This is a genomic window from Luteimonas sp. J29, from assembly GCF_000472505.1.
Classification (GTDB): domain Bacteria; phylum Pseudomonadota; class Gammaproteobacteria; order Xanthomonadales; family Xanthomonadaceae; genus Luteimonas.
Genome location: NZ_AWZR01000003.1, coordinates 149,979 through 174,047 on the forward strand (window position 1 = coordinate 149,979; position 24,069 = coordinate 174,047).

Annotated in this window: 26 protein-coding genes; 14 read left to right on the forward strand and 12 right to left on the reverse strand. The window is 72.0% G+C overall.

Annotation, left to right across the window (positions count from 1 at the left end):
* The first annotated feature begins 16 nt into the window (after positions 1-16).
* From LUTJ29_RS0105715 to LUTJ29_RS16330, 3 genes are all read left to right on the forward strand, one after another.
* Complete coding sequence (locus LUTJ29_RS0105715) at positions 17-1,489, forward strand: aldehyde dehydrogenase family protein (protein ID WP_051322740.1); 1,473 nt, start codon at positions 17-19, stop codon at positions 1,487-1,489.
* Between the two features lie 2 nt (positions 1,490-1,491).
* Positions 1,492-2,289, forward strand: a complete 798-nt coding sequence (locus LUTJ29_RS16325) for an NRDE family protein (RefSeq protein ID WP_051322741.1) — start codon at positions 1,492-1,494, stop codon at positions 2,287-2,289.
* 63 nt (positions 2,290-2,352) lie between these two features.
* On the forward strand, positions 2,353-3,780 hold the full coding sequence (locus LUTJ29_RS16330) for an alpha/beta hydrolase (protein WP_051322742.1): 1,428 nt from the start codon (positions 2,353-2,355) through the stop codon (positions 3,778-3,780).
* 174 nt (positions 3,781-3,954) lie between these two features.
* Here the strand turns inward: LUTJ29_RS16330 and LUTJ29_RS0105730 are convergent, their stop codons facing one another.
* From LUTJ29_RS0105730 to LUTJ29_RS0105765, 8 genes are all read right to left on the reverse strand, one after another.
* Positions 3,955-4,443 carry a hypothetical protein gene (locus LUTJ29_RS0105730; protein ID WP_144774694.1) on the reverse strand — a complete coding sequence of 163 codons (489 nt, stop codon included), beginning with the start codon at positions 4,441-4,443 and terminating at the stop codon, positions 3,955-3,957.
* Positions 4,440-4,652 carry a PspC domain-containing protein gene (locus LUTJ29_RS0105735; protein WP_027071699.1) on the reverse strand — a complete coding sequence of 71 codons (213 nt, stop codon included), beginning with the start codon at positions 4,650-4,652 and terminating at the stop codon, positions 4,440-4,442. Before LUTJ29_RS0105735 ends, LUTJ29_RS0105730 begins: the two co-directional genes overlap by 4 nt.
* A gap of 28 nt (positions 4,653-4,680) precedes the next feature.
* The gene (locus LUTJ29_RS16335; protein WP_051322743.1) at positions 4,681-5,076 is read right to left on the reverse strand and encodes a DUF5329 domain-containing protein; all 396 of its coding nucleotides are present in this window, start codon (positions 5,074-5,076) and stop codon (positions 4,681-4,683) included.
* A gap of 9 nt (positions 5,077-5,085) precedes the next feature.
* Positions 5,086-6,153, reverse strand: a complete 1,068-nt coding sequence (locus tag LUTJ29_RS0105745) for a class III poly(R)-hydroxyalkanoic acid synthase subunit PhaC (RefSeq protein WP_027071700.1) — start codon at positions 6,151-6,153, stop codon at positions 5,086-5,088.
* Between the two features lies 1 nt (position 6,154).
* Entirely contained in the window at positions 6,155-7,411 is a 1,257-nt protein-coding gene (phaE, locus tag LUTJ29_RS16340; protein WP_186442028.1) for a class III poly(R)-hydroxyalkanoic acid synthase subunit PhaE, read from the reverse strand.
* A 64-nt stretch (positions 7,412-7,475) separates the two neighbouring features.
* Entirely contained in the window at positions 7,476-8,096 is a 621-nt protein-coding gene (locus LUTJ29_RS0105755; protein ID WP_043740587.1) for a CDP-alcohol phosphatidyltransferase family protein, read from the reverse strand.
* Between the two features lie 71 nt (positions 8,097-8,167).
* Positions 8,168-9,910 (reverse strand): 3-hydroxybutyrate oligomer hydrolase family protein, encoded by a 1,743-nt coding sequence (locus LUTJ29_RS16345; protein WP_051322745.1) that lies wholly within the window; start codon positions 9,908-9,910, stop codon positions 8,168-8,170.
* A gap of 103 nt (positions 9,911-10,013) precedes the next feature.
* Complete coding sequence (locus LUTJ29_RS0105765) at positions 10,014-10,502, reverse strand: 8-oxo-dGTP diphosphatase (protein ID WP_027071702.1); 489 nt, start codon at positions 10,500-10,502, stop codon at positions 10,014-10,016.
* 328 nt (positions 10,503-10,830) lie between these two features.
* Between LUTJ29_RS0105765 and LUTJ29_RS16350 the strand changes: the two genes are divergently transcribed.
* Both LUTJ29_RS16350 and LUTJ29_RS16355 read left to right on the forward strand, forming a co-directional pair.
* A complete protein-coding gene (locus tag LUTJ29_RS16350) occupies positions 10,831-12,597 on the forward strand; it encodes a DUF1800 domain-containing protein (RefSeq protein ID WP_186442027.1) in 1,767 nt (588 codons plus the stop codon).
* Between the two features lie 10 nt (positions 12,598-12,607).
* On the forward strand, positions 12,608-14,161 hold the full coding sequence (locus LUTJ29_RS16355) for a DUF1501 domain-containing protein (protein WP_051322747.1): 1,554 nt from the start codon (positions 12,608-12,610) through the stop codon (positions 14,159-14,161).
* Positions 14,162-14,255: 94 nt separating this feature from the next.
* On the opposite strand, the gene rplI is transcribed toward LUTJ29_RS16355, so the two are convergent.
* The 4 genes from rplI to LUTJ29_RS0105795 all read right to left on the reverse strand — a co-directional run bounded on the left by rplI (position 14,256) and on the right by LUTJ29_RS0105795 (position 16,123).
* On the reverse strand, positions 14,256-14,708 hold the full coding sequence (gene rplI / locus LUTJ29_RS0105780; RefSeq protein ID WP_027071703.1) for a 50S ribosomal protein L9: 453 nt from the start codon (positions 14,706-14,708) through the stop codon (positions 14,256-14,258).
* 163 nt (positions 14,709-14,871) lie between these two features.
* Entirely contained in the window at positions 14,872-15,102 is a 231-nt protein-coding gene (rpsR, locus tag LUTJ29_RS0105785) for a 30S ribosomal protein S18 (RefSeq protein WP_027071704.1), read from the reverse strand.
* Between the two features lie 11 nt (positions 15,103-15,113).
* Positions 15,114-15,551: a 30S ribosomal protein S6 gene (rpsF, locus tag LUTJ29_RS0105790; protein ID WP_027071705.1), complete on the reverse strand. Its 438-nt coding sequence runs from the start codon at positions 15,549-15,551 to the stop codon at positions 15,114-15,116.
* A gap of 230 nt (positions 15,552-15,781) precedes the next feature.
* Positions 15,782-16,123, reverse strand: a complete 342-nt coding sequence (locus LUTJ29_RS0105795) for an iron-sulfur cluster assembly accessory protein (RefSeq protein ID WP_027071706.1) — start codon at positions 16,121-16,123, stop codon at positions 15,782-15,784.
* 102 nt (positions 16,124-16,225) lie between these two features.
* Here LUTJ29_RS0105795 and asnS point away from each other — a divergent pair, with 102 nt between their 5' ends.
* The 9 genes from asnS (at position 16,226) to LUTJ29_RS16360 (ending at position 24,057) form a co-directional block, all read left to right on the forward strand.
* Positions 16,226-17,626: an asparagine--tRNA ligase gene (gene asnS / locus LUTJ29_RS0105800; RefSeq protein ID WP_027071707.1), complete on the forward strand. Its 1,401-nt coding sequence runs from the start codon at positions 16,226-16,228 to the stop codon at positions 17,624-17,626.
* Between the two features lie 33 nt (positions 17,627-17,659).
* The gene (locus tag LUTJ29_RS0105805; RefSeq protein WP_027071708.1) at positions 17,660-17,965 is read left to right on the forward strand and encodes a hypothetical protein; all 306 of its coding nucleotides are present in this window, start codon (positions 17,660-17,662) and stop codon (positions 17,963-17,965) included.
* Entirely contained in the window at positions 17,962-18,288 is a 327-nt protein-coding gene (locus LUTJ29_RS0105810) for a hypothetical protein (RefSeq protein ID WP_027071709.1), read from the forward strand. Before LUTJ29_RS0105805 ends, LUTJ29_RS0105810 begins: the two co-directional genes overlap by 4 nt.
* A gap of 43 nt (positions 18,289-18,331) precedes the next feature.
* The gene (locus LUTJ29_RS0105815; RefSeq protein WP_027071710.1) at positions 18,332-18,967 is read left to right on the forward strand and encodes an FMN-binding negative transcriptional regulator; all 636 of its coding nucleotides are present in this window, start codon (positions 18,332-18,334) and stop codon (positions 18,965-18,967) included.
* A gap of 30 nt (positions 18,968-18,997) precedes the next feature.
* On the forward strand, positions 18,998-19,810 hold the full coding sequence (gene nei, locus LUTJ29_RS0105820; RefSeq protein WP_027071711.1) for an endonuclease VIII: 813 nt from the start codon (positions 18,998-19,000) through the stop codon (positions 19,808-19,810).
* Positions 19,811-19,923: 113 nt separating this feature from the next.
* On the forward strand, positions 19,924-20,586 hold the full coding sequence (gene can, locus LUTJ29_RS0105825; RefSeq protein WP_027071712.1) for a carbonate dehydratase: 663 nt from the start codon (positions 19,924-19,926) through the stop codon (positions 20,584-20,586).
* A gap of 64 nt (positions 20,587-20,650) precedes the next feature.
* Positions 20,651-21,199: a 3-hydroxyanthranilate 3,4-dioxygenase gene (locus LUTJ29_RS0105830; protein WP_027071713.1), complete on the forward strand. Its 549-nt coding sequence runs from the start codon at positions 20,651-20,653 to the stop codon at positions 21,197-21,199.
* Positions 21,200-21,275: 76 nt separating this feature from the next.
* Positions 21,276-22,559, forward strand: coding sequence for a kynureninase (kynU, locus tag LUTJ29_RS0105835; protein WP_027071714.1), 1,284 nt, complete (start codon positions 21,276-21,278; stop codon positions 22,557-22,559).
* A gap of 91 nt (positions 22,560-22,650) precedes the next feature.
* Positions 22,651-24,057 (forward strand): NAD(P)/FAD-dependent oxidoreductase, encoded by a 1,407-nt coding sequence (locus LUTJ29_RS16360; protein WP_051322748.1) that lies wholly within the window; start codon positions 22,651-22,653, stop codon positions 24,055-24,057.
* Positions 24,058-24,069: the final 12 nt, after the last annotated feature.

Sequence of the window (24,069 nt, forward strand, 5' to 3'; positions counted from 1 at the left end):
GTCCGCGGAGTTCCTGATGCCCAAGAAGACCAGCAGCAGCAAGTCCGGCACCCTGGCGAAGCGCTATCCCTGCTACCTGGCCAACCGCCCGATCCAGCCGAACACCGATCTCGAGGTGCTGGACAAGTACAGCGGCAAGGTCGCCACCCGCACCGCCTTCGTCGACGCGAAGACCATCGACCGGGCCATCGCCGCCGCCTTCGCGGCGCGCGAGGCGATGGCCGCATTCACCCCCGACCGCCGGCGCGACGTGCTCGAGCACTGCGTGCGCCGTTTCGGCGAGCGCGCCGAGGAACTGGCGCTGGCGCTGTGCATCGAGGCCGGGAAGCCGATCCGCGACGCGCGCGGCGAGGTCACCCGCCTGATCGACACCTTCCGCATCGCCGCCGCCGAGGCCACGCGTATCGGGGGGGAGACGATCGAACTGCAGATCTCGCAGCGCACCCGCGGCTACCGCGGCATGGTCAAGCGCGTGCCGGTCGGCGCGTGCAGCTTCATCACCCCGTTCAACTTCCCGCTCAACCTGGTCGCGCACAAGGTGGCGCCGGCCATCGCCGCCGGCTGCCCGTTCGTGCTCAAGCCCGCCGCCAAGACCCCGGTGGGCGCGCTGATCATCGGCGAGGTCCTCGCCGAAACCGACCTGCCCGAGGGGGCATTCTCCATCCTGGCCTGCAGCAACGAGGACGCCGCCGCGCTCACCGAGGACGAGCGCATCGCCCTGCTCAGCTTCACCGGCGGCCTGGTGGGCTGGGAACTCAAGGCCCGCGCCGGACGCAAGAAGGTCACCCTGGAGCTGGGCGGGAACGCGGCCTGTATCGTCGATGCCGATCCGGGCCTGCCGCTGGACGACGTGGTCGAACGCCTGGTGTTCGGCGCCTATTACCAGTCCGGCCAGAGCTGCATCAGCGTGCAGCACATCCTCGCCCACCGCGACGTCTACGACGCCCTTCGCCGCAAGCTCAAGGCGCGGGTGGGCAAGCTGGTCATGGGCGACCCGCGCGACGAGAACACCTTCATCGGTCCGGTGATCGACGAGGCGGCCGCCCGGCGCATCGAAGGCTGGGTCGAGGCCGCGCGCAAGGCCGGCGCCAGGCGCCTGGCCGGCGGCCCGCGGCAGGGCAACATGCTCCCGGCCACCCTGATGGAGAACGTGCCGCCGGACTGCGACCTCTACCGCCAGGAGGTGTTCGGCCCGGTGGCCTGCCTGCAGCCGTTCGACGACTTCGACGCGGCGCTGGACACCGTCAATGCGAGCGACTTCGGCCTGCAGGCGGGCGTGTTCACCGCCCGCCTCGTCCATGCCATGCGCGCCTGGGACCGGCTCGAGGTCGGCGGCGTGGTGGTCGGCGACGTGCCGAGCTTCCGCGTCGACAACATGCCCTATGGGGGCGTGAAGCAGTCCGGGCTCGGGCGCGAAGGCGTGAAGTACGCGATCGAGGACATGACCGAACCGCGCCTGCTCGTCATCCGCGACCGGCCGGGAACCTGAGCATGTGCCTGGTCGCCGTGGCCTGGCGCACGCATCCGCGCTGGCCGCTGGCCCTGATCGCCAACCGCGACGAACTGCACGACCGTCCGGCGGCGCCGGCCGGGTTCGATCCGGACGCGCCGGACGTGTACGGCGGCCGCGACCTGGTCCAGGGCGGCGGCTGGCTGCAGGTCTCGCGCCACGGCCGCCTCGCCGCCGTGACCAACGTGCGCGACGGCAAGGCGCCGGCGCAGGCCGCGCCGCGCTCGCGCGGCTGGCTGGTGCGCGACTTCGTGCGCGGCGACGCGACCGCGCTCGACGCCGTGCAGGCGCTGTCGGCCTCGGCACCGGAGTACGGGCGCTTCAATCTCCTGGCCTGGGACGGCGACCGGCTCGCCTTCGCCACCAACCACCCGGCGTTCGCGGCCAGCGAAGTGCAGCCGGGCGTGCACGCGATGTCCAACGGCGCGTTCGACGCGCCCTGGCCCAAGGGCATGTTCGCCACCCGCGCGCTGTCGGCGTGGCTGGAGTCGTCCAGCGCCGGGGTCGACGTGGAGGACCTCGCCACGGCGATCGAGCCGCTGTTCGCCGCCCTGCGCGACACCACGCCCGCGGCCGACGACGCCCTGCCCGATACCGGCGTCGGCCTGGCGCTGGAACGCCTCCTGTCGCCACCGTTCGTCCTCGATCCGCGTTACGGCACCCGCTGCAGCAGCGTGGTGCTCGCCGGCGAGGACCGCATCGTGTTCGCCGAACGCGGCTACGACGCGGCCGGCCGAGTCTCCACGCGTTCGTTCCAGGTGCTGCGCGTCCTGCGCTGACGCCGTGGCGAGCATGGCCGCGGCCGCTGCTAGACTCGCGCACTGGTCCCCCGGGAAGTCGCGATGAAGCCAGCCGGCCTGGTCCTCCTGCTCCTGTCCGTCCTGCTGGCCAGCGGCTGCAGCCGGGACGATCCCACCCCGCCCGGGGGAGACTTCGCCTGCCATGCCGGCGCGTGGCAGCTCGCCGATGGCGCCGTGATGGCGCTGGTGCCGGTCGACGGCGGCCTGCGCTACCGCCTGCTCGACGGGCGCACCGGCCGGCTGGAGACCGCGGGGAAGGCGCCGGGCGACGAGCTGCAGGCCCGCGAGGGCTGGCGCGAGGAAGGTCCGATAGTGGCCCGCGCGCGCTTCGAACCCTGCCCCGCCGGACGCATGCACTTCACGCTCGCCAGCGGGCCCGAGGGCGACGCCGTCCGGCTGCCGCTGCCCGCGCAGGACGCCACGTTCGCCAGCGACGGCCTCCAGCTGCGCGGACGCCTGGTGCTGCCCGCGGGAGGCTCGCAGGACCCGGTCCCGGTGGCGGTGCTGGTCCACGGGTCCGAACGCTACTCGGCGCTCGAATCCAATCCCATGCAGTACCTGCTCCCCGCGCAAGGCGTGGCCGCCTTCGTCTACGACAAGCGCGGCACCGGCGGCTCCGCCGGCGAATACACCCAGGACTTCCACGCCCTGGCCGGCGATGCGGTCGCGGCGCTGACCGAAGCGCGGCGCCTGCATCCGGCGGGGTTCTCGGCCGCAGGCTTCGTCGGCGCCAGCCAGGGCGGCTGGGTGGCGCCGCTGGCGGCCTCGCGCAGCGACGCCGATTACGTGGTCGCGCTGTACGGCCTGGCCGAGAACGCGCTGGCCGAGGACCGCGAGCAGGTCATGAACGACCTGCGCGCGAAGGGCCACGGCGACGACGTGCTCGAACAGGCGCGCGAGGTCACCGATGCCACCGCGCGGCTGATGGCCTCGGGGTTCACCAGCGGCTTCGACGAACTGCAGGCGGTGCGCAGGAAGTACGGCGATGCTCCCTGGTTCAACGACATCGAGGGCGAGTTCAGCGGCCAGGTGCTGCGCGTGCCTGGCTGGATGCCGCAGGCGCTGGTGCGGAGGATCGCCTCGCGCCAGGACGTCGGCACCAGCTGGGACTACGAGCCGCTGCCGGTGCTGGAACAGCTGGCACCGCGCCAGCTCTGGGTGGTGGCGGCGGAAGACCTCGAAGCGCCCAACGCCGAGACGCTGCGGCGGATCCGCGCGCTGCAGGCACAGGGCCGCCCGGTGGACCTGGCGGTGTTCCCGGACACCGACCACGGCATGCTCGAGTTCGACGCCACCGGCGGCGAGCGGATCATGCTGCGCCATGCCGACGGCTACTTCGCGCTGGTCGCGGACTGGATCCGCGATCCCCGCGTGCAGGGTCCCTACGGCCGGGCGCAGCTGGAACGACATGACGCCGGCGCATCCGGTCCGGATGCGTCCGGCGAGGCCACCGCGCCGCCTGCCCCTTGAGCCAGCCGGGGCTGGCGCACGCACTGCGCGCATCGCGAATGCAAGAAGGCCCAGTCGTCCGGTATGACCCGTCCGGCTGAGCCTTCTCTTCGCCGGAGCGATTGCTTCTGGCGTTGCCGCCTTCCGCTTTTTCTCCGACGGATGCAGGCTAGCGCAGCGCCCGTTACGCGGGCGTCAAGGGGTGCGACCGTCCGTCGGCAGGGGCTCGCACGGCCATGGCCACCAGCCCTGCCCGCTGCGCGCGTAGCGGTCGGCGGCGCGCTCGAACCGGTTGCGCACGCTGATCCCGCCGCACAGCAGGTACAGGGGCAGGAACAGTGGCCCGAGCACCATGTACTGCAGCACGTGTGCGCGCTCGTGGTCGCGCAGCAGCACCTCCGGGTCGCGGCACAGGCCGGCGCGGTGGACGTAGGTGGTGCAGCGCACGTCGAGGCGTTCGCCGGTGTGCAGGATCACGTTGCCCAGGGTCATCGCCCCGCCCGGGCCCCACGGCCAGCGATGGAACACCAGGGCCAACGCGTCGCGGTCCAGGCGCGGGCGCGCGCCCGCCGCCATTCCGGCCAGTCCCGCGCACAGGCCGGCCAGGGTATTGGGAAGGGTCCAGAGGAGGCCGGCGGCCAGCAGCAGCGCGCGACCCGGCCGGTCGTCGTCGCCCGTGCTCAGTCGTTGCCTTCCGGGATCAGCAGCCACAGCGCCAGGTAGACCAGGATGCCGGGGAACGCGGCCGACAGGGTCGATCCCACCACGTACAGGATGCGGACCAGGGTCGGGTTCCAGCCGAAGCGATGGGCGATGCCGCCCAGCACGCCGGCGAGCACGCGGTCGTGGATCGATCGGGTCAGTCCGGGTGTCTTGGCGGTGGCCTGGCTCATGGTGCGCGTCCTCCTGGCTGGGGCCAGTCTAGCCACCCGGTTGTGAAGAATCCGCTGCGCGCAGGCGCTGCAACTCGGATTCGAACCACTGTGCGGACGGGACCTCGCCACCGTCGCCGCAGCGCACCCGGTACGCACGTCCGGTCAGGCTGCTGCGGCTGGCGACGAGCTCGATGAATTCCTCCGCGGTGCCCTCGCGGCCCTGGCGCCGGGCATGGGCGAGCTTGCGCTGCAGGTGCTTCTGGGCCGCGGCGGGCGCGTGCCAGCGGCCGTTGCGCTGGAACTCGCAGTCCGAGGCGCCGACCGCGGCCACCAGCGCGTCGATCTCGCGGTCCGCGTCCCCCGCCCTGGCGCCCTGGGGGATGGCCGCCATCAGCGCCAGCGCGGACACCGCCACCGCCAGCCACGGCCGCCGGATCGCCACGGGCCGACCTCAGCGGGTCCGTTTCGCCAGCCAGTCGTGGATCGTGGCCGGCACTTCGCGGGCGCGGCTGGAGACATAGATGCCGATGTGGCCGCCGCGGAACGAGAGCTCGGTGTAGTCGTCGGTGCCGACCACCTCGCGCAGCGCGCGCGAGGCGTCCGGCGGCACCAGGTGGTCCTGCTCGGCGTAGATGTTGAGCACCGGCATGTCGACGAAGCCCAGGTCCACCTCGCGTCCGCCGATCTCGATACCTCCCTCCAGGAAGCCGTTGCCCTGGTAGTACTGCTTGATGAACTGGCGGAAGGCCTCGCCGGCCTGGTCGGGCGAATCGAAGATCCACTTCTCCATGCGCAGGAAGTCCTCCAGCGCGCCGGGATCGTCGAGGATGTCGACCAGACCCACGTACTTCTGCACGAACAGGCGCCACGGCTTGAGCGTGAGGTAGCAGAAGTTCATCAGGTCCGCGGGCACGTTGCCGAGCGTGTCCACGAACAGGTCCACGTCCATGTCCCGGGTCCAGTGCGAGAGCATGTTGTCCGGGGTGTGGAAGTCGACCGGCGTGACCATGGTGATCAGGTTGCGGATCTTCTCCGGGTGCAGCGCCGCGTAGGTCAGGGCGAACGCGCCGCCCTGGCAGATGCCCAGCAGGTTGATCGCGTCGAGCCGGTGGCGGCGGCGGAGCTCGTCGACCGCGCCGCCGAGGAAGCGCTCGATGTAGTCCTCGAGGGTGAGGAAGCGGTCGGAGCGGTCGGGGTAGCCCCAGTCGATGATGTACACGTCCTCGCCGCGCTCCAGCAGGCCGCGCACCAGCGAACGGTTCTCCTGCAGGTCGACCATGTACGGGCGGTTGACCAGGGCGTAGCTGATGAGCACCGGCACCTTCGCGGTGGGCGCCTTCGCGCCGGCGTAGCGGTACAGCACGACCTTGCCGTCGCGCCACACCTCCTCCTTGCCGGTCGCGCCGTAGTCGTAGTCGCCGACCTCGCGCAGGGTCTGCAGGCCGGCGGCCAGCTTCTGCTGGAAGCGCACCGCCTCGGCGGCCAGGCGGTCGGGCGTGATGTTGAGCGGACCGTGCATGTCAGCGTCCTCCGCGGCGCCTGGCTGGCGCCGGCTCGGGTGGCAGCGGCGCGTCCGGGATGGGAATGAAGCTGGAGAATCCGTTGGTGGGCGCCCGGCGCGCGGTCACGGTCGGCCGCGGCGCGAGCTTGCGTGCCGCGCGCCTGGCCGGCGCCTTCGTCCGCGCGGCCGCCTTTTTCGCCGGCTTGCCGGTCGACGCCCCGGGCGCGGACCGATCCGCCGCCTTGGTCGTCTGCGACGGACGGCTGGCGGACTTGCGGCCCGCCCGCTTCTTCGCAGCTGGCTTCTTCGCCGCCTGCCTGCCGGACGACGCGCCTGCAATGCCACCAGAGCCGGCCGCGGATGCGGCCTGCCCATCCCCGACCGCGTCGCGCAACCGCCGCAGCGCGCGCTCGAGCTCCACGATCTTGCGGTGCGCCGAGTCCACCTCCGCGCGCGTGGGCATCCCCAGCGAGGCGCAGGCCTGCTCGACCTGCGCGTGCACGCCGGCCCGCACGCGCATCTGCGCGTCCACCAGCCGGCCGTAGGCGGTGCGGAACTCCGGCGACAGCGCGATCTGCGCGTAGGCCTCCTCCGCCGCGTCGATCCAGAGGTCGAACAGCGCGCGCGTCGACTCGATCTGCTTCCCGGGCGCGGCGCGCTCGGCCAGCTTGTCCTCGAAGCGCACGAACGCATGTTCGGTGGCCTTGAGCAGCAGGGCGTTGTACGCGCTGGTCGCCTCGTCGTATTCGACCAGCGCCCGGGCCAGCGCCTGGAGCCGCTCCTGGTGCTCGCGCCCGGCGCCGAAGGCCGGGATCCGCAGCCAGGACATGCCTTCGTTGCGCACCGCGTCCAGCCAGGGCTTCGCGTCCTCGACCCACTGGTCCAGCCCGGCCAGGCCCTGGCCGCGCATCGAACGCAGCAGTTCCGGGAACGGACTGGCGCCCGAGGCACCCAGCGCCTGCTTCCAGGCGCGGGCGATGTCGGACGCGTCGGCCTCGCGGCCGGCGAACTGCGCCGCGACCTGCTGCATGCGCGCGAACCATTCGCGGGCCTGGGCACCGAAGCGCTGCAGCGCGTCGTTGACGTCCTGGCGGCCACCGTGGGCATAGCGCGTCCACCAGTCGATCGCCTCGTGCCACGCGTGCGCGCCGATCTGGCCGGCGTCGGGCATCGCCCCGCGCAGGGCGTCGCCCCACGCGGCCCAGTACTGCCGCGCCAGCCGTTCGAAGTCCTGCGCCTGCCCGCCGCCGCCCGCGCCCTGGTCCTGCTTCGACATGCCGTCCTCCTGCTGCCGGTCGATCATAGCAACGGCCGGCGACGCAGGGTGGGGCCGCGGAGGCTCAGAACTTCGGGATCCGGATCGTCTTGCTGATCATCAGCGAACCCGACAGCGCGTACACCAGCACCAGCGGATGCAGCTGCCAGGGGCCGAGCTGCCACCGTCCGAACCAGACCGCGTCCCCGATCGCGCCTTGCCAGGCCGCCACCGCGAGCAGGACCACGATCAGCAGGCTGGTCGGGATCGGGGTGCCCTCGAAGTACTTCACCTTGTCGCCGCCGTCGGCGAGCGTCTCGGCGGTCACGTTGTAGCGCGCCAGGCGGCTGACGCCGCAGCCGACGAAGTAGCTCAGCACCACCCAGTCCCAGCCGCCCTGCAGACCGCAGGCATAGCCGAGCGCGGCGGGCGCGACGCCGAAGGAGATCACGTCGGCCAGCGAATCGAGCTCCCGGCCCAGGGTCGAGGCGACCTTTCGCCAGCGCGCGATCCTCCCGTCCAGCGCGTCCAGCACGAAGGCCAGCGGGATCAGGGCCATGCCGGCTAGCAGGTCGCGCACCACGCCGTCCTGGAGGAACCGCATCGCCGCGAACACCGCCCCGGTACCGCAGACTGCGTTGCCGAGGGTGAACCAGTCGGCGAGCTGGAAGTCGCGCAGCATCGAGAAGTGGCGGGGACGGGACATGGCGGTCGTCCGGGGAGCGGGAAACCCCAAGGGTGCCAAAACCCGCGTGAGGGCGATACGCAGGCGCGGGGTCAGGGAATGGCCAGGTGCCACGCCTCCAGCCGCTGGCCCGGCGCCCGCGGCGTGGGCTCGACCACCGCGTCCCCGGGCAGCGCCCCCTCCCCCTCAAGGAACGCGGCCACGCGGTCGAGCGCCGCGTGCACGTAGGGCAACAGCGGCACGTAGCGCGTGGCGAGGTCGGGCAGGCCGAGGAAGCTGTCGAAGTGCTGGGCGTGGCGCACCTGCCAGAAGCGCACGTCGCGCCCGGCGGCGCGTGCGGCCTCCACGTAGGGCGCGCTGCTGAAGGCGATCGGGATCAGGCCGTCGTCGATGCCGTGCACCACGACCACCGGCAATCCCTCGCGCGGCGGCCGCGCACGGGTGGCGGCGATGCCCGCCTGCACCCGGCGCGCGTCGGCATCGTCGCCTTCCCACAGCGCGCGCAGCCGGCGCAGGCCCGGGAACCCGAACCCGGGCGGCGCGAACGAGGGATCGACGATCCCGATGCCCTGCCCCGGCGGCAGCCCGCTGGCCTCGCTCCACCAGGCCGCGCGCTCGACCGCGGTCGCGGGCCGCGGGGACAGGTCGAGGTGCTGGGCCGCGAACCGGTAGCCGCAGGGATGCCCGTCGACGCCATGGCGACCGTAGGCCGAGGCGTACGTGACCGCGAGCGCGCGCCACATGTCGAAGCCGGTGGAGAGCGCGCCCGCGCGCAGGGCGGGCACGGTCCAGCCCGCGGCCAGCAGGCGCTCGTGCGCCGAGCGCGCCTGGCACGCCGGGGTGGCGCCCTCCACCAGCCCGTCGGCGGCCAGCCGCGCGCACAGCCCGGCCAGCTGCGGCGCCGCCAGCGCCGCCATCAGCGACGCCGGCAGCTCCTGGGGGAGCAGCTGCTCGCACGGCATGAGCAGCGCCGCCTCGGTCGCGTAGTCGTACAGGCAGCGTGCGCCGGGGGCGTCGGCGTAGACGTTCGGCTCGCCGGCCACCACCGCGTCCAGCCACCGGTCGTCCCCTTCGGCAGCGCGCAGCACCGCGCCGCCGCCGTTGGAGATGCCCGTGGCCACGATGCGGGTGCCGTCGAACGTGAACGGCGCGTGCTCCGGGTACGCCTCGGCGAGCACCTGGAGCGCGAACTCGGCGGCCTGGCGCACGTGCCGTCCCCAGTCCGCCTCGGGGTTGTCCTTCGAATGCGCGTGCTTGACCGCGATGCCCCTGACCCCGTGGCCGCCGCCGTCCGCGGGGTCGGGCTCGAACGCCAGGCCGGACGTGCCCGCCGGCGCGCGCGTCCCGTCGGAGAGGCAGCCGGTCCCGCTGTCGAGGTCGAAGTAGTCGGAGCCGGCGGCCTTGTCGGTATGCACCACCGCCCATCCGCGCGGCAGGCCCCAGGCGCTGGCCAACGCTACCGAACCGTAGATCCCGCGCGAGCCCGACGCCGCCGTCACCAGCAGTCGCGGCCGGCGCGGATCGAAGCCGTCGGGCAGCTGCAGCATCACCCGGTGCGGATGGCGCGCCCCGGGCAGCGTGGCGTAGGCATGGAACTCGCGCCCGGGCACCGTCGAGGTGCTGCCGTAAAGCCTGCCGAAGCCGCCTCCCGGCGCGAGGTCGGCGATGCCGCGCCAGCTGCTCCAGATCGCCCTGCGGCGCAGTTCCTCCGCGGTGGGACGGGCCGGATCGGCATACGGCGGCGGGATCATGGCGCGCAGGCCACCCGATCCCAGGCCCGCGGTCAGCAGGTCGTCATGGCCGCGGTGGGTGCTGGTGCGCCGGGCAGTGAACATGCGTGCGTCCGCGTCCTCGTCCGGGGAAGGCGCGTCGCGCGCCGTGGCTATCGTACCCGGCCGCGGCGGCGCACCGGTGCCGCGCGGGCACGCGTGCCCGCGCTCAGATCCGCGTGCAGTCCCAGGACACCATGCGTCCGTCGCGGTACGGCATCACCCCGTGGAACGCGCGCGGGTCGTCGTCGAACACCATCGGCAGGAAGTGACGGTCGCCTTCCCACAGCGGCAGGTCGAGGATGCGATCGACGTCGACCCATTCCAGGCTGCCCTCGGGATTGGACGCGTACGGCTCGCCGCTGAATCCGGTGACCAGGAACAGGAAACCGAACCAGTCCTCGCCGCCGCGGCCGAAGCCCGGCCAGCTGATCGTGCCGCGCAGCCGCATCGCGTCGCACTCGATGCCGGCTTCCTCGCGGATCTCGCGGCGCATGCCGGCCACCACGTCCTCGCCCGGCTCGAGCTTGCCGCCCAGGCCGTTGTACTTGCCCAGGTGGTGGTCGCCGGGCCGCGCATTGCGGTGGACCATCAGCACCCGGCGCCGGTCCGGCGACAGCACGTAGCCGAGCGTGGCGAGGATGGGCGTGTACGGCATGGACGGCTCCGCAAGGAAAGCCGCGCATGGTAGCGGCGGGCGCGTTGGGCCGCGACCCGTCGGCCCCCGCCCCCGTCCGGATTGCCGGCGCCCGACCGGTCCGGTCGCGCGGGCCTCGGTCGTCGCGCACTGCGCCTGCGCGAATGGGCATGCGTCGACCGGTCGGCCGCTCGATGAAACGACATGCGCAGGCGTATCGAACGGCCCGGCGCGCCGGGGCCTCCCGCCCTGCCGGCGGATCGATTGCGGAGTGTGGGCACAGTCACAACCCGGTCTCGCGGGCGCCGATACGCTGTGGCGCAGGGGGGACATCCGAGGGACACACGCCATGACTCCAGCCCTTTCCGGGGCGGAGCGCGCCATGCTGGAAGGCGCGCACCGCCAACGCTACAAGCTGACGCGCGCCCCCCGCTTCCAGCCGCCTCCGGACCCGCTCCAGGCCACGGCCGGCCGCCTCGCCGAGAAGACCTCCCAGCGCCGCCTGGTCACCCTGCCCAAGCCGCCCTTCGCGGTGCGCGTGCTCAACAACATGACCTTCGGCGCGACCCGGCAGTCGATCGCCGAGTTCAACGCGCTGGGCAGCAGCGACGTCGCCCGCCTCACCGCCTGGGTGGACCGCCAGCTCAAGCCCGACGCGATCGACGACTCCGACGTCGAGGCGCGTCTGGAGGCCGCCGGCTACTACACGCTGAAGAAGACCCTCGCCCAGCAGTGGGAGGACCACGTGCGTTCGGGCGCCGAATGGAACATCCGCATGCGCCCGGGCTGGGAAGTCCAGCGCGAGGCGCTGGTGCGGGCGGTGTTCTCGAAGCGGCAGCTGTTCGAAGTCACCACGATGTTCTGGCACGACCATTTCAACGTGATGGTCAGCGACTACAGCATCTGCCCGGTGTTCGGGCACTACAACCGCGACGTGATCCGGGCCAATGCCTTCGGCAACTTCCGCGCCATGCTCGAAGCGGTCGCGAAGAGCCCGGCGATGCTGTACTACCTGGACAACAAGTCCAACCGCCGCGGCGGGCCGAACGAGAACTTCGCCCGCGAACTGCTCGAGCTGCACACGCTCGGCGCCGAGAACTACCTCGGCTTCGTCGATCCGTTCAAGGTCCCGCCCTGCCCCGAGGACCCGAGCTACCCGATCGGCTACACCGACATCGACGTGTACGAGACGGCGGCCGCGTTCACCGGCTGGACGATGAACGACAACCACTGGGAGTTCACCCACGCCGACAAGGACAACGGCCAGTTCCACTACCACGCGCCCTGGCACGATTCGGGGCCGAAGTTCGTGCTCGGCACCTTCCTCTACCCCGAGCGCCCCGCGCTGCAGGATGGCCGCGACATCCTCGACCGCCTCGCCAGCCACCCGCGGGTGGCCAGGTTCATCTGCAAGAAGCTGGTGCGTCGCTTCCTCAGCGACGAGCCGCCGCAGTCGCTGGTCGACAGCGCGGCCAAGGTGTTCCGCGACAACTGGCGCGCGCCTGACCAGATCGCCAGGACGCTGCGCCACATCCTGCTGTCGGAAGAGGCGCAGAACGCGTGGGGCCGCAAGATGCGGCGGCCGTTCGAGGCGGTCGCGGCGGCACTGCGGGTGACCGGTTGCGACTGGACCTACAACTTCGACGACAACCGCAGCGGCGACCTCAACTGGCGCATGGGATTCACCGGCCACCAGCCGTACGACTGGGCCGCGCCCAACGGCTACCCCGACATCACCACCGCCTGGTCGGGCGCGAGCAACTTCGGCATGACCTGGAAGGTCCTGCTCTGGCTCACCGAGACCAGCCGCCCCGACGACAGCAACGTCAAGCTGCTGCCGATCCTCGAGACCACCCGCCAGAACATCCCCGCCAACCAGTGGACCGCGAACCGCATCGTCGATTTCTGGTGCCGGCAGATCCTGGGCTACCTGCCCAAGTCCCAGCGCCTGGCGGCGCTGCGCGCGTTCATGGCCCAGAACGGGGACCCGGCCACGACCGTGCTCGAGGACAGCGATCGCAGCTCGACGCGCGACCTCAAGAACCATTACAACCACCAGCGGCTGCGCAGCCTGGTGGCGCTGATCCTCATGACCCCCGAATTCCTGAGCCGTTGAGGACGCGACCATGACCAGGATCGAACTCGATCGCCGCGAATTCCTGAAAGGCTGCTGCGCCGCGGCCACCGTGGGCGCGGCGGGACCCGCCCTGTTCTTCTCCGGCGACGCGAACGCCGCGGCCAACGGCTACGACACCATCGTGCACGTGTTCCTGCGCGGTGGCATCGACGGCCTCAACCTCGTGTTCCCCGTCTCGGGCGAGGACCGCAACCACTACGAGGAGGCACGCCCGCGCCTGCACGTGCCGGTCAGCGGCGAGAACGCGGCGCTGCCGCTCTCGACCGGCGGCAGCGCAACCGGCTTCGGCCTGCACGGCGCGGCCAGCGGCCTGCGCGACATCTGGGCCGACGGCAAGCTCGCCATCGTGCATTGCTGCGGCATGCAGACCACGGTCACGCGCAGCCATTTCGACGCCCAGCAGTACCTGGATTTCGGCACGCCCGGCAGCAAGGGCAACGGCACCGGCTGGCTCGCGCGGGCGCTACAGGCGCAGTCGGGCGTCCCCTCCTCGGTGGTGATGCCGGCGCTGGCCGTCAACAGCCGGATGCCGGCCAACATGCTCGGCGCCACCGGCGCGCTGACCATGGGCAGCCCCACCGACTTCCAGCTCAACGGCGGCGCATGGGCCTGGCAGGCCGTCCGTCAGGACTCGCCGGCCGGCTTCAAGGGCGTACGCGAGACCCTCGCCAGCCTGTGGCAGGGCAACGTCGGCATCGAGCACGCCGGCCGCGCCGCCGATGCCGCGCTGCGCACGGTCGCCCAGCAGGCCTACACCGCCACCCTGCCCGACGGCTGGCCGAGCACCAACTTCGCCCGCCAGCTGTGGACCGTGGCGCAGTCGATCCGCTTCGACCTGGGCCTGCGCTACGCGGCGCTGGACGTGGGCGGCTGGGACACCCACGAGAGCCAGGGCAACGACGGCGGCGGCTACTACCGCGACCGCGTGGCCGAACTGTCGGCGGCGCTGGCCGCGTTCTACGGCGAACTCACCCGGACCGGCGAGATGGCACGGGTCACGGTGGTGGTGCAGTCGGAGTTCGGCCGGCGCGTGCGCGAGAACGGGAGCGGCGGCACCGACCACGGTTACGGCAACCCCCTGCTCGTCCTCGGCGGCCCGGTGAACGGCGGCCGCTTCTACGGCACCTGGGCGGGGCTGCATCCCGAGACCCTGTCGCCCTACTTCGGCGACATCCCGGTCACCACCGACTACCGCCGGGTGTTCGCCGAACTGCTGCAGAAGCGCATGGGCCACGCCGCGGTCGACCAGGTGTTTCCCGGCTTCGGCAACTACACGCCGCTGGGCCTGTTCGCCTCGGCCTCGGCCTCGGCGGCGCCGCGAGCGGTCGCGCCCGAGCCGGTCCGCCAGCCGGTGCGCCAGGCCCCGCAGCCGGCCCTGTCGGACATCCGCACCACGTCGGCCCCGGCCGAGGTGGCGGGCGAGGCCGCCAGCGGCCCGATCCGGCACCGCCGCGGCACCGTGCACATCCCGAAGCGGATTTCCCAGCCGCTGCTGCGGCTGCGCCTGCGCCTGTACCGGCTGATGCAGGAGCACCGGCTCTAGGCCGGCGAGGCGGCCGGTCCCGCTGCCGCCGGCACGAAAAAGGACAGGCGCCCCGGGGCGCCTGTCCTGTCGAACATCCAGCCGCTGGCCGGGATCAGGCCGGCTCGGCCTCGACGATGACCTTGACGGTCGCCTCGACGTCCGCGTGCAGGTGCACGGTGACCTCGTACTCGCCGGTGTTGCGCAGCGGGCCCTCGCCCATCACGACCTCGGACTTCTCGACCGGCAGTCCGTTCTTGGTCAGGGCCTCGGCGATGTCGCGCGGGCCGACCGAACCGTACAGCTTGCCCTCGGTGGAGGCGTTGGCGTAGATGGTGACGCTCGCGCCGTCGATCTTGGCCAGGCGCGCCTGGGCCTCGTCGGCGATCGCCTGGGCCTTGGCCTCGTACTCGGCGCGGCGCGCCTCGAACTCGGCGATGTTGGCGGGGGTGGCCGGGACGGCCTTGCCCTGCGGCACCAGGTAGTTGCGCCCATAGCCCGGCTTGACGGTGACCTTGTCGCCGAGGTTGCCGAGGTTGGTGACGCGCTGGAGCAGGATCAGTTCCATGGGATGTCTCCGTATTCGTTAGCGACGCTGGCGCGCCGCAACGGTTGCTGTCCGAATCGGACGGATCGGGTCGGCCGGCCCCGCGGTGCGGGGCGGCCGCTGCCGGCGCCCCGGGGCCGCGGCGCCGCCACCGGGTGGCGCGCCCGCCCGGGGGATGGCCCGGTCAGATGTTGTGGTTGTCGGTGTACGGGATCAGCGCGAGGTAGCGGGCGCGCTTCACCGCGGTCGCCAGCTGGCGCTGGTAGCGCGACTTGGTGCCGGTGATGCGGCTCGGCACGATCTTCCCGTTCTCGGTGAGGTTCTGGCGCAGGGTGTTGAGGTCCTTGTAATCGACCTCCTGCACGCCCTCGGCGGTGAACTTGCAGTACTTGCGACGGCGGAAGAACTTGGACATGTGTGTGCTCCTCAGGCGGCGGCGGACGGCTCGGCCTGTTCGGCCTTGGCGCTGTCGCCATCGGTGGACGGGGTTTCCTCGTCGTCGCGACGACGGCGCTCGTTACGGTCGGGCTTGTCGCCCTTCTCGTCCTTGTTCTTCATGATCAGCGACTGCTCGGTCTCGGCCTTGTCGCGGCGGATGACCAGGTGGCGCAGGATCGCGTCGTTGAAGCGGAAGCCCTCGACGAGCTCGTTCAGCACGTCCTGGGCGGCCTCGATGTTGAGCAGCACGTAGTGGGCCTTGACCAGGTTCTGGATCGGGTAGGCCAGCTGGCGGCGCCCCCAGTCCTCGAGCCGGTGGACCTTGCCGTTGCCGTTCTCGATCAGCGTCTTGTAACGCTCGATCATCGCCGGCACCTGTTCGCTCTGGTCCGGATGGACCAGGAACACGATTTCGTAATGACGCATGGAGGTTCCTTTCGGGTATTCGGTCGCCCTCGCGGGCGGATCCGGACAGCCCCCCGACGCCCGGGATGGACGCGGTGGAGCAAGGGCTCCCGGGCGGCAAGGCCGCAGGGAGCCGCGCATTATGACGGATCAATGACTTGCGGGCAAGACGCCGGCCGGACCCTTCCCGTCCGGGTGCCCGGAAGGCCGGCCGCCCCCCCCGGCGGCGGCGGGCATGCCGCCCGGCGGCCTCAGGCCGCCTTGCCGGCGTCCGTGGTGAAGCTCTCGCCGCAGCCGCAGGCGGCGGCCGCGTTGGGGTTGTCGAACACGAACTCGTGGTTCAGGCCCCGGCGCACGAAGTCGATCGTGGTGCCGTCCACCATCGGCAGGCTGTCCGGGTCGACGTGGATCCGGACCCCGTCCTGCTCGGTCACCGAATCCCCCTCGCGCGCCTCGCGGGCGATGTCCACCACGTAGCCCCAGCCCGAGCATCCGGTGCGCTCGACGCCGAAGCGCAGGCCCAGCGCACCGGGCTCGGTGGCGAGGAACCTGCGGACGCGTTCCAGGGCGGCGGGAGTGAGCTTGATGGCCATGCACGGGATTCTAGCCCGCCGCGCCTGAAACCGGCATGAGGCGGCGGTTGCGCGCGTTAGACTGTGCGTTCCACCCATCGGCCCCTCGCAGGACCCCAAGGCATGACGGTTTCCAGCGTCGAACACGCGCTCGCGGGCAGGATCCCCGCCGGCGGCGAAGTCACCGTGCGTGGCTGGGTACGCACCCGGCGCGATTCCAAGGCGGGACTGAGCTTCGTCAACGTCAGCGACGGGTCGTGCTTCGCGCCGATCCAGGTGGTGGCGCCGGCCACGCTCCCCAACTACGAGTCCGAGGTCAGGCGCCTGACCTCCGGTTGCGCGGTCGTGGCCACCGGCACCCTGGTGCCGTCCGAGGGCAAGGGCCAGAGCTTCGAGATCCAGGCCACGAGGATCGAGGTCGTGGGCTGGGTGGACGATCCCGAGACCTACCCGATCCAGCCCAAGCCGCACTCGCTGGAGTTCCTGCGCGAGGTCGCGCACCTGCGCCCGCGCACCAACCTGTTCGGCGCCGTGACCCGGATCCGCCACTGCCTGGCCCAGGCCGCGCACCGCTACTTCCACGAGAACGGCTTCTACTGGATCAACACCCCGATCATTACCACCTCCGACGCCGAGGGCGCCGGGCAGATGTTCCGGGTCTCGACCCTGGACCTGGCCAACCTGCCGCGCGACGAGCGCGGCGCGGTGGACTTCTCGCGCGACTTCTTCGGCAAGGAAGTGTTCCTGTCGGTCTCCGGCCAGCTCAACGTCGAGGCGTTCGCGCTGTCGATGGGCAAGGTCTACACCTTCGGCCCGACCTTCCGCGCCGAGAACTCGCACACCACCCGCCACCTGGCCGAGTTCTGGATGATCGAGCCGGAGATCGCGTTCGCCGACCTCGCCGAGGACGCGCGCGTGGCCGAGGAGTTCCTCAAGTACATGTTCCGCGCGGTGCTCGACGAGCGCGGCGACGACATGGCGTTCATCGCCGAGCGCATGCAGAAGGACGCGATCACGCGCCTGGAGGCGTTCATCAATGCGCCGTTCGAGCGGATCGAGTACACCGAGGCGGTGTCGCTGCTGCAGAAGTCGGGCGAGAAGTTCGACTTCCCGGTCGAGTGGGGCCTGGACCTGCAGACCGAGCACGAGCGCTGGCTGACCGAGAAGCACGTCGGCCGCCCGGTGGTGGTGACCAACTACCCCGAGCACATCAAGGCCTTCTACATGCGCCTGAACGACGACGGGAAGACCGTCGCCGCGATGGACGTGCTGGCGCCGGGCATCGGCGAGATCATCGGCGGCAGCCAGCGCGAGGAGCGGCTGGACGTGCTCGACGCGCGCATGGACCAGTTCGGCCTGGAGCGCGAGCACTACGACTGGTACCGCGACCTGCGCCGCTACGGCACCGTGCCGCACGCCGGTTTCGGCCTGGGCTTCGAGCGCCTGATCGTTTACGTGTGCGGGCTGGCGAACATCCGCGACGCGATCCCCTACCCGCGCGCGCCGGGCAATGCGGAGTACTGACGGCGTGGCGGCTGGCAACGGCGTGGGGGCGGCATGATCCTGTTCCTGGCCCTGTGCTTCGTCGGCGTGGCGATCGGCGGCCTGACCGCGTTCGTGATCTTCTGGCCGCTGGCCCTGGTGCACCTGCGCGACCGCCATCCGGAGGTGCGCGCGCGCCTGGGCGACGGCGCCTTCCTCTCGCCGCGGGCGCTGTCCTGGCTGCTGGGCGGCGGCTACCGCGAGGTGCCCGACGCGCGGTTCACCGGCCTCGCCACGCCGGCCCGGGTGTCGGCGATCGTGATCCTGGCGGCGCTGGGGATGTCGGGCCTGCTGTGGCTGTGGTCGGAGACGATGCGATGAACGACGCGGAACAAGGGCCCCGGCACGTGTCCGAGCAGTGGTGGCTGGCCACGCTTGGCCGCACCCTGGTCTGGGCGCGGCTGCGCGTGCGCGAGGCCGGCACCGCCGAGGTGTTCGACAGCGACGGCAATACCCTCGTGTACGACAGCGAGGACACCGCGCGCTCGATGTTGATGGACGCGGAGTTCGTCGCCTTCGACGGGCTGGACGAGGCGGACGCGCTCGAACGCGGCTTCTCGCTCGACGAGGTCGCGCCACCGGCCGGAGACGACGAGTCCGCGCTGCGCGGGCGCATGGTCCAGTCGCTGGGCGGCCGCGCCTGAGCACGCGCCACCGCGTCCGGCGGCGGTGCCGTAGGATGCGCCCATGTACACCCCTGCCGCCTTCGCCGAAACCGACCTCGCGCGGCTCGACGCGCTGGTCGAGGCCGATCCCTTCGTGACCCTGGTTACGGTCGACGCCGACGGCGCGCCGTTCGCCAGCCACCTGCCCGTGCTGTACCGGCGCGACGGCGACCGGGTGCGCCTCGAAGGCCACTGGGCGCGCCCGAACCCGCAGTCGCGCCACCGCGGCCACGCGCTCGCGATCGTGCATGGCCCGCATGCCTACGTCTCGCCGGGCTGGTATCCGGACAAGGAGCCGGCGGCGCGCGTGCCCACCTGGAACTACGCCGTGGCCCACCTCTCCGGCACGCTCGAGGTGTTCGGGGACGAGGCCTCGCTGGCCGACCTGGTCGCCCGCACCGGCGACCGCTTCGAGGCGACGGTCGGCCAGTCGTGGCGCTTCGAGCCCGAACGCGACGAACATCGTCGCCAGCTTCGGGGCATCGTGGGTTTCCGGTTCGAGGCCACGCGCATCGAACTCAAGTTCAAGCTCGGCCAGAACCACCCGCCGGGCAACCGGCGCGCGGTCGCCGATGCGCTCGACCGGCTCGGCGCGCCCCGCAGCCAGGCCGTGGCGGCACTGATGCGCGGACAACTGGAGGGCGGCAGCGGCGATTGAGCCGGTCGCGCGCCTCGTCCTCCCACGCCCATGCCCGAAGGCCCCGAGATCCGCCGCACCGCCGACCGCCTGGCCGAGGCCGTGGCCGGACGCCCGCTGGTTTCGGCCTGGTTCGGCCTGCCCGCGCTTCGTCGCCACGCACAGGGGCTGCCGGGCCGGCATATTGTCGCCGTCGAGGCGCGCGGCAAGGCCCTGCTGACCCGCTTCGACCACGGCTGGACCCTCTACAGCCACAACCAGCTCTACGGCGTCTGGAAGGTGTGCGCCGCGGGCGAGCGGCCGGAGACCACGCGCGTGCTGCGGGTCGCGCTGGAAACGGCGGAGCGCGCGATCCTGCTGTACTCGGCCTCGGACATTTCGATGTGGCGCAACGAAGACCTCGCCCGCCATCCCTTCCTCGCCGGGCTCGGACCCGACGTGCTCGACCCGGCGCTGGACGCCGCTGCGGTGGAGGCGCGCCTGCGCGACCCGCGCTTCGCGCGCCGCACCCTCGACGCGCTGCTGCTCGACCAGGGATTCCTCGCCGGCATGGGCAACTACCTGCGCGCCGAAACCCTTTTCGAGGCCGGCATCGCGCCGGGCCGGCGGCCGGTCGACCTCGACGACGACGCGCGCGCGAAGCTGGCCCGGGCCCTGCTCGACGTGCCGCGCCGCAGCTACCGCACCCGCGGCATCGCCCCGGCGCGCGGGATGCGCCGCGATTACCTGGTCGCCGACGGCGAGGGCTTCCGCTTCCACGTGTTCGATCGCGAGGGCCAGCCCTGCCACCGCTGCGGCACGCCGATCGTGCGCACCGCCAGCGCCGGACGGCGGATGTACGCCTGCCCGGGCTGCCAGCGCTGAGCGCGCACGGATGCAGGCGCAACCATCCGCATCCGGCCCGGCCGGTCCGCGCGACCCCGCGAGGTCTTGACGCCGCTTTGCGATAATGCCCGCCCGCCCCCGCCGGACCCGCGATGAGCCGACTGGTCGAACTGCTGGAAAAGAACGAAGCCTGGGCCTCGCGGATCGAGGCCGAGGATCCGACCTTCTTCCAGCGCCTGTCCGGGATCCAGCGGCCCAAGTTCCTCTGGATCGGCTGCTCGGACTCGCGCGTGCCCGCCAACCAGATCGTGGACATGGCCCCGGGCGAGGTGTTCGTCCACCGCAACATCGCCAACGTGGTGGTGCACACCGACCTCAACTGCCTGTCGGTGATCCAGTTCGCGGTGGACGTGCTCAAGGTCGAGCACATCCTGGTGGTCGGCCACTACGGCTGCGGCGGCGTGCTGGCCGCGCTCGACGGCCAGCGGGTGGGCCTGGCGGACAACTGGATCCGCCACGTGAAGGACGTGGCCAACCGCCACGCCGGCGTGCTGGCCGGGATCGAGGAACACGGGCTTCGGCACGACCGGCTGTGCGAGCTCAACGTGCTCGAGCAGGTCGCGAACGTCTGCGAGACCACGATCGTGCGCGACGCCTGGTCGCGCGGCCAGTCGGTGCACGTGTACGGCTGGGTGTACACCCTGCGCGACGGCCGCGTCCACGACCTGGGCCTCGACATCGACAGCGAGGCGGCGCTGGCCGGGCAGTATGGCCCTGCGCTCGAGCGCATCCGCGCCGACCGCGAGGACCGCTGATGCGGCACCCCGCGGCGCCGGCCTTCCCCACGCCATCGGGCCCGTGCGCGGGCCAGGAGCCGTCATGATTCCCGCACCGCTCGACTTCCGGCAGTGGATCGAGGACCACCGCCACCTGCTCAGGCCGCCGGTCGGCAACAAGTGCATCTACGATGGCGAGTTCATCGTGATGGTGGTCGGCGGCCCGAACGCGCGCACCGACTACCACTGGGAGGAAGGCCCGGAGTGGTTCTACCAGCTCGAGGGCGAGATGGTGCTGCGGATCCAGGAGGACGGCCGCCCGCGCGACATCCCGATCCGCGCCGGCGAGGTGTTCCTGCTGCCGCCACGGGTGCCGCACTCGCCGCAGCGGGCGGAGGGGTCGATCGGGTTGGTGATCGAGCGCCGGCGCCTGGCCCACGAGGACGACGGCCTGATGTGGTTCTGCGAGCTGTGCAACCACAAGCTCTACGAGGAGTTCTTCCACCTCGAGGACATCGAGCGCGACTTCTTCCGCGTGTTCGAGACCTTCTACCGTTCCGACGCGCTGCGCACCTGCCGGGCCTGCGGCCATCTCAACCCGCGCCCCAACCGCTACGAGATGCAGGCCGACTCCCGGGCCGACATCACCTGAACGCGCCCTTCCGCGGGCGCGGACGCCCGGGCTCCGCCGGCCCCATCGGGCCGGCCGCGGCTCCTACAATGGGGCCATGAACGACCTGTACTCCGAGGCGCACGCCCGCGCGCTGGACGCGGCCGATCCCCTGCCCAGCCTGCGCGGAGAATTCCTGGTCCCGCGCCACGGCGACGGCGAGCAGGCCTACTTCTGCGGCAACTCGCTGGGCCTGCAGCCGCGCCGCGCGCGCCACTTCATCGACGAGGTGCTCGGCAAGTGGGCCGACCAGGCGGTCGAGGGCCACTTCGCCCCGCCGGCGCAGTGGATGACCTACCACGAGCTGGTGCGCGAACCGCTGGCGGAGGTCGTCGGCGCGCTGCCGGTCGAGGTGGTGGCGATGAACACGCTCACCGCCAACCTGCACCTGATGATGGCGAGCTTCTACCGGCCGGGCGCCGGGCGCGACGCGATCCTGGTCGAGGCCGGGAGCTTTCCGTCCGACCGCTACGCGGTGGAGTCGCAGCTGAAGCTGCATGGCCTGGACCCGGCGCGCGCGCTGGTCGAGGTCCAGCCGGACGAACCGGGCGGCACGGTGTCGATGGCCGCGATCGAGCGCGCGATCGGCGAACATCGCGACCGGCTCGCCCTGGTGCTCTGGCCCGGAGTGCAGTACCGCACCGGCCAGGCCTTCGACCTGGCCGCGATCGCCCGGCTCGCGCACGCGGCCGGCGCGGAGGTGGGCTTCGACCTCGCCCACTCGGTCGGCAACCTGCCGCTGGCCCTGCATGACTGCGGCGCGGACTTCGCCGTGTGGTGCCACTACAAGTACCTCAACTCCGGCCCGGGCGCGGTCGCCGGCTGCTTCGTGCACGAGCGCCATGCCCGCACCGATCGGCCGCGGCTGGCCGGTTGGTGGGGCCACGAAGCCGCCACCCGCTTCCGGATGGGGCCGGAATTCATCCCCACCCCGGGCGCGGAAGGCTGGCAGCTGAGCAACCCGCCGGTGCTGGCGCTGGCCCCGCTGCGCGCCTCGCTGGAGCTGTTCGCGCGCGCCGGCATGCCCGCGCTGCGGGAACGGTCGCTGCGCCTGACCGGCTACCTGGAATCGCTGATCGACGCGCGCCTGGCCGACACGCTCGAGATCGTCACCCCGCGCGACCCGGCCCGGCGCGGCTGCCAGCTGTCGCTGCGCGTGGCCGGCGGGCGCGAGCGCGGCCGGTCGCTGTTCGAGCACCTGTGCCGCCACGGCGTGCTGGGCGACTGGCGCGAGCCCGACGTGATCCGGATCTCGCCGGCGCCGCTCTACAACACCCACGCCGACGTGCTGCGCTTCGCCCGCGAGGTCGAGCGCTGGCGCGCCGGGCATTCCGATCCCTGAGCGCGGCCCGATCCGCTCCCGCGCCACGCCGCCCCCGTACGCGGGGCGGTGGCCACGGCCCGCCCCCCGTCCCCACCCACGGCCGCACCCCATGTCCGAGACCGACCGGCAGCGTTCCATCACCATCATCGGCGCCGGACTCGCGGGCGCCCTGCTCGCGATCCTGCTGTCGCGGCGCGGCTGGCGGGTCGAGGTGTTCGAACGCCGCGGCGACCCGCGCGTATCGGGGTACGCCGGCGGTCGCTCGATCAACCTCGCCCTGGCCGAACGCGGACTGCACGCCCTGCAGCAGGCCGGCGCGGACGAGGCGGTGATGCGCCACGCTGTGATGATGCGCGGGCGCATGGTGCATCCGCTCGCCGGCGGGGCCGAACTGCAGCGCTACGGACGCGACGACGGCGAGGTGATCTGGTCGATCAGCCGCGCCGACCTCAACCTGGAGCTGATCGACGCCGCCGAGGCCGAAGGCGCCGTGCTGCATTTCGACCGCCGCCTGGAGGAGGTCGACTTCGACGCGCGCACAATGCGCATCGTCGGCGACGGGCACGACGAGTGGCGACCGTTCACGACCCTCATCGGCGCCGACGGCGCGGGCTCGGCGCTGCGCGCGCAGATGGCGCGAGTGGTGGACATCGGCGAGCGCACCGACTGGCTCGACCACGGCTACAAGGAACTGGAGATCCCGCCCGGCCCGCACGGCAGCTTCCGCATCGAGCCCAACGCACTCCACATCTGGCCGCGCGACCACTACATGTGCATCGCGCTGCCCAACGAGGAGCGCACTTTCACCGTCACCCTGTTCCTGCCCCACGAGGGGCCATGGCCCAGCTTCGCGACGGTGCCGGACGGCGCCGCCGCGGTCGGGCTGTTCGAGCGCCGGTTCCCCGATGCGCTGCCGCTGATCCCCATGCTCGAGGACGACTTCGACCGTAACCCGACCGGGATGCTGGGCACCCTGACCCTGCGGCGCTGGCACCTGGATGGCCGCGCGGTGCTGCTGGGCGATGCCGCGCACGCGATGGTGCCGTTCCACGGCCAGGGCATGAACTGCGCCTTCGAGGACTGCGTGGCGCTCGCCAGCCACCTCGACGCGGCGCCCGACTTCGCCACCGCCTACGCCGCGTTCGCCGCGCAGCGCATGCCCGACGCGGCCGCGATCCAGCACATGGCGCTGGAGAACTACATCGAGATGCGCGACCGCGTGGACGACGCCGACTACCGCCTGCAGCGCGCGCTCGAACTGCGGCTGCAGGAACGCCATCCAGGGCGTTTCATCCCGCACTACACCATGGTCAGCTTCACCCGCATCCCGTACTCGGTGGCGCTGACGCGCAGCCAGGTGCAGCGCGGCATCCTGCAGCGCGCCACGGCCGGGCTCGACCGCCTGGACGGCGTGGACTGGGCCGCCGTCGACGCCGAAGTCCTGCGCCTGCTCGAACCGCTCGCCGCGGCCTCCACCGCGCGCACCACCTCCCTCGCGCTCCCCGAACCCCTGTAGGAGCGGCTTCAG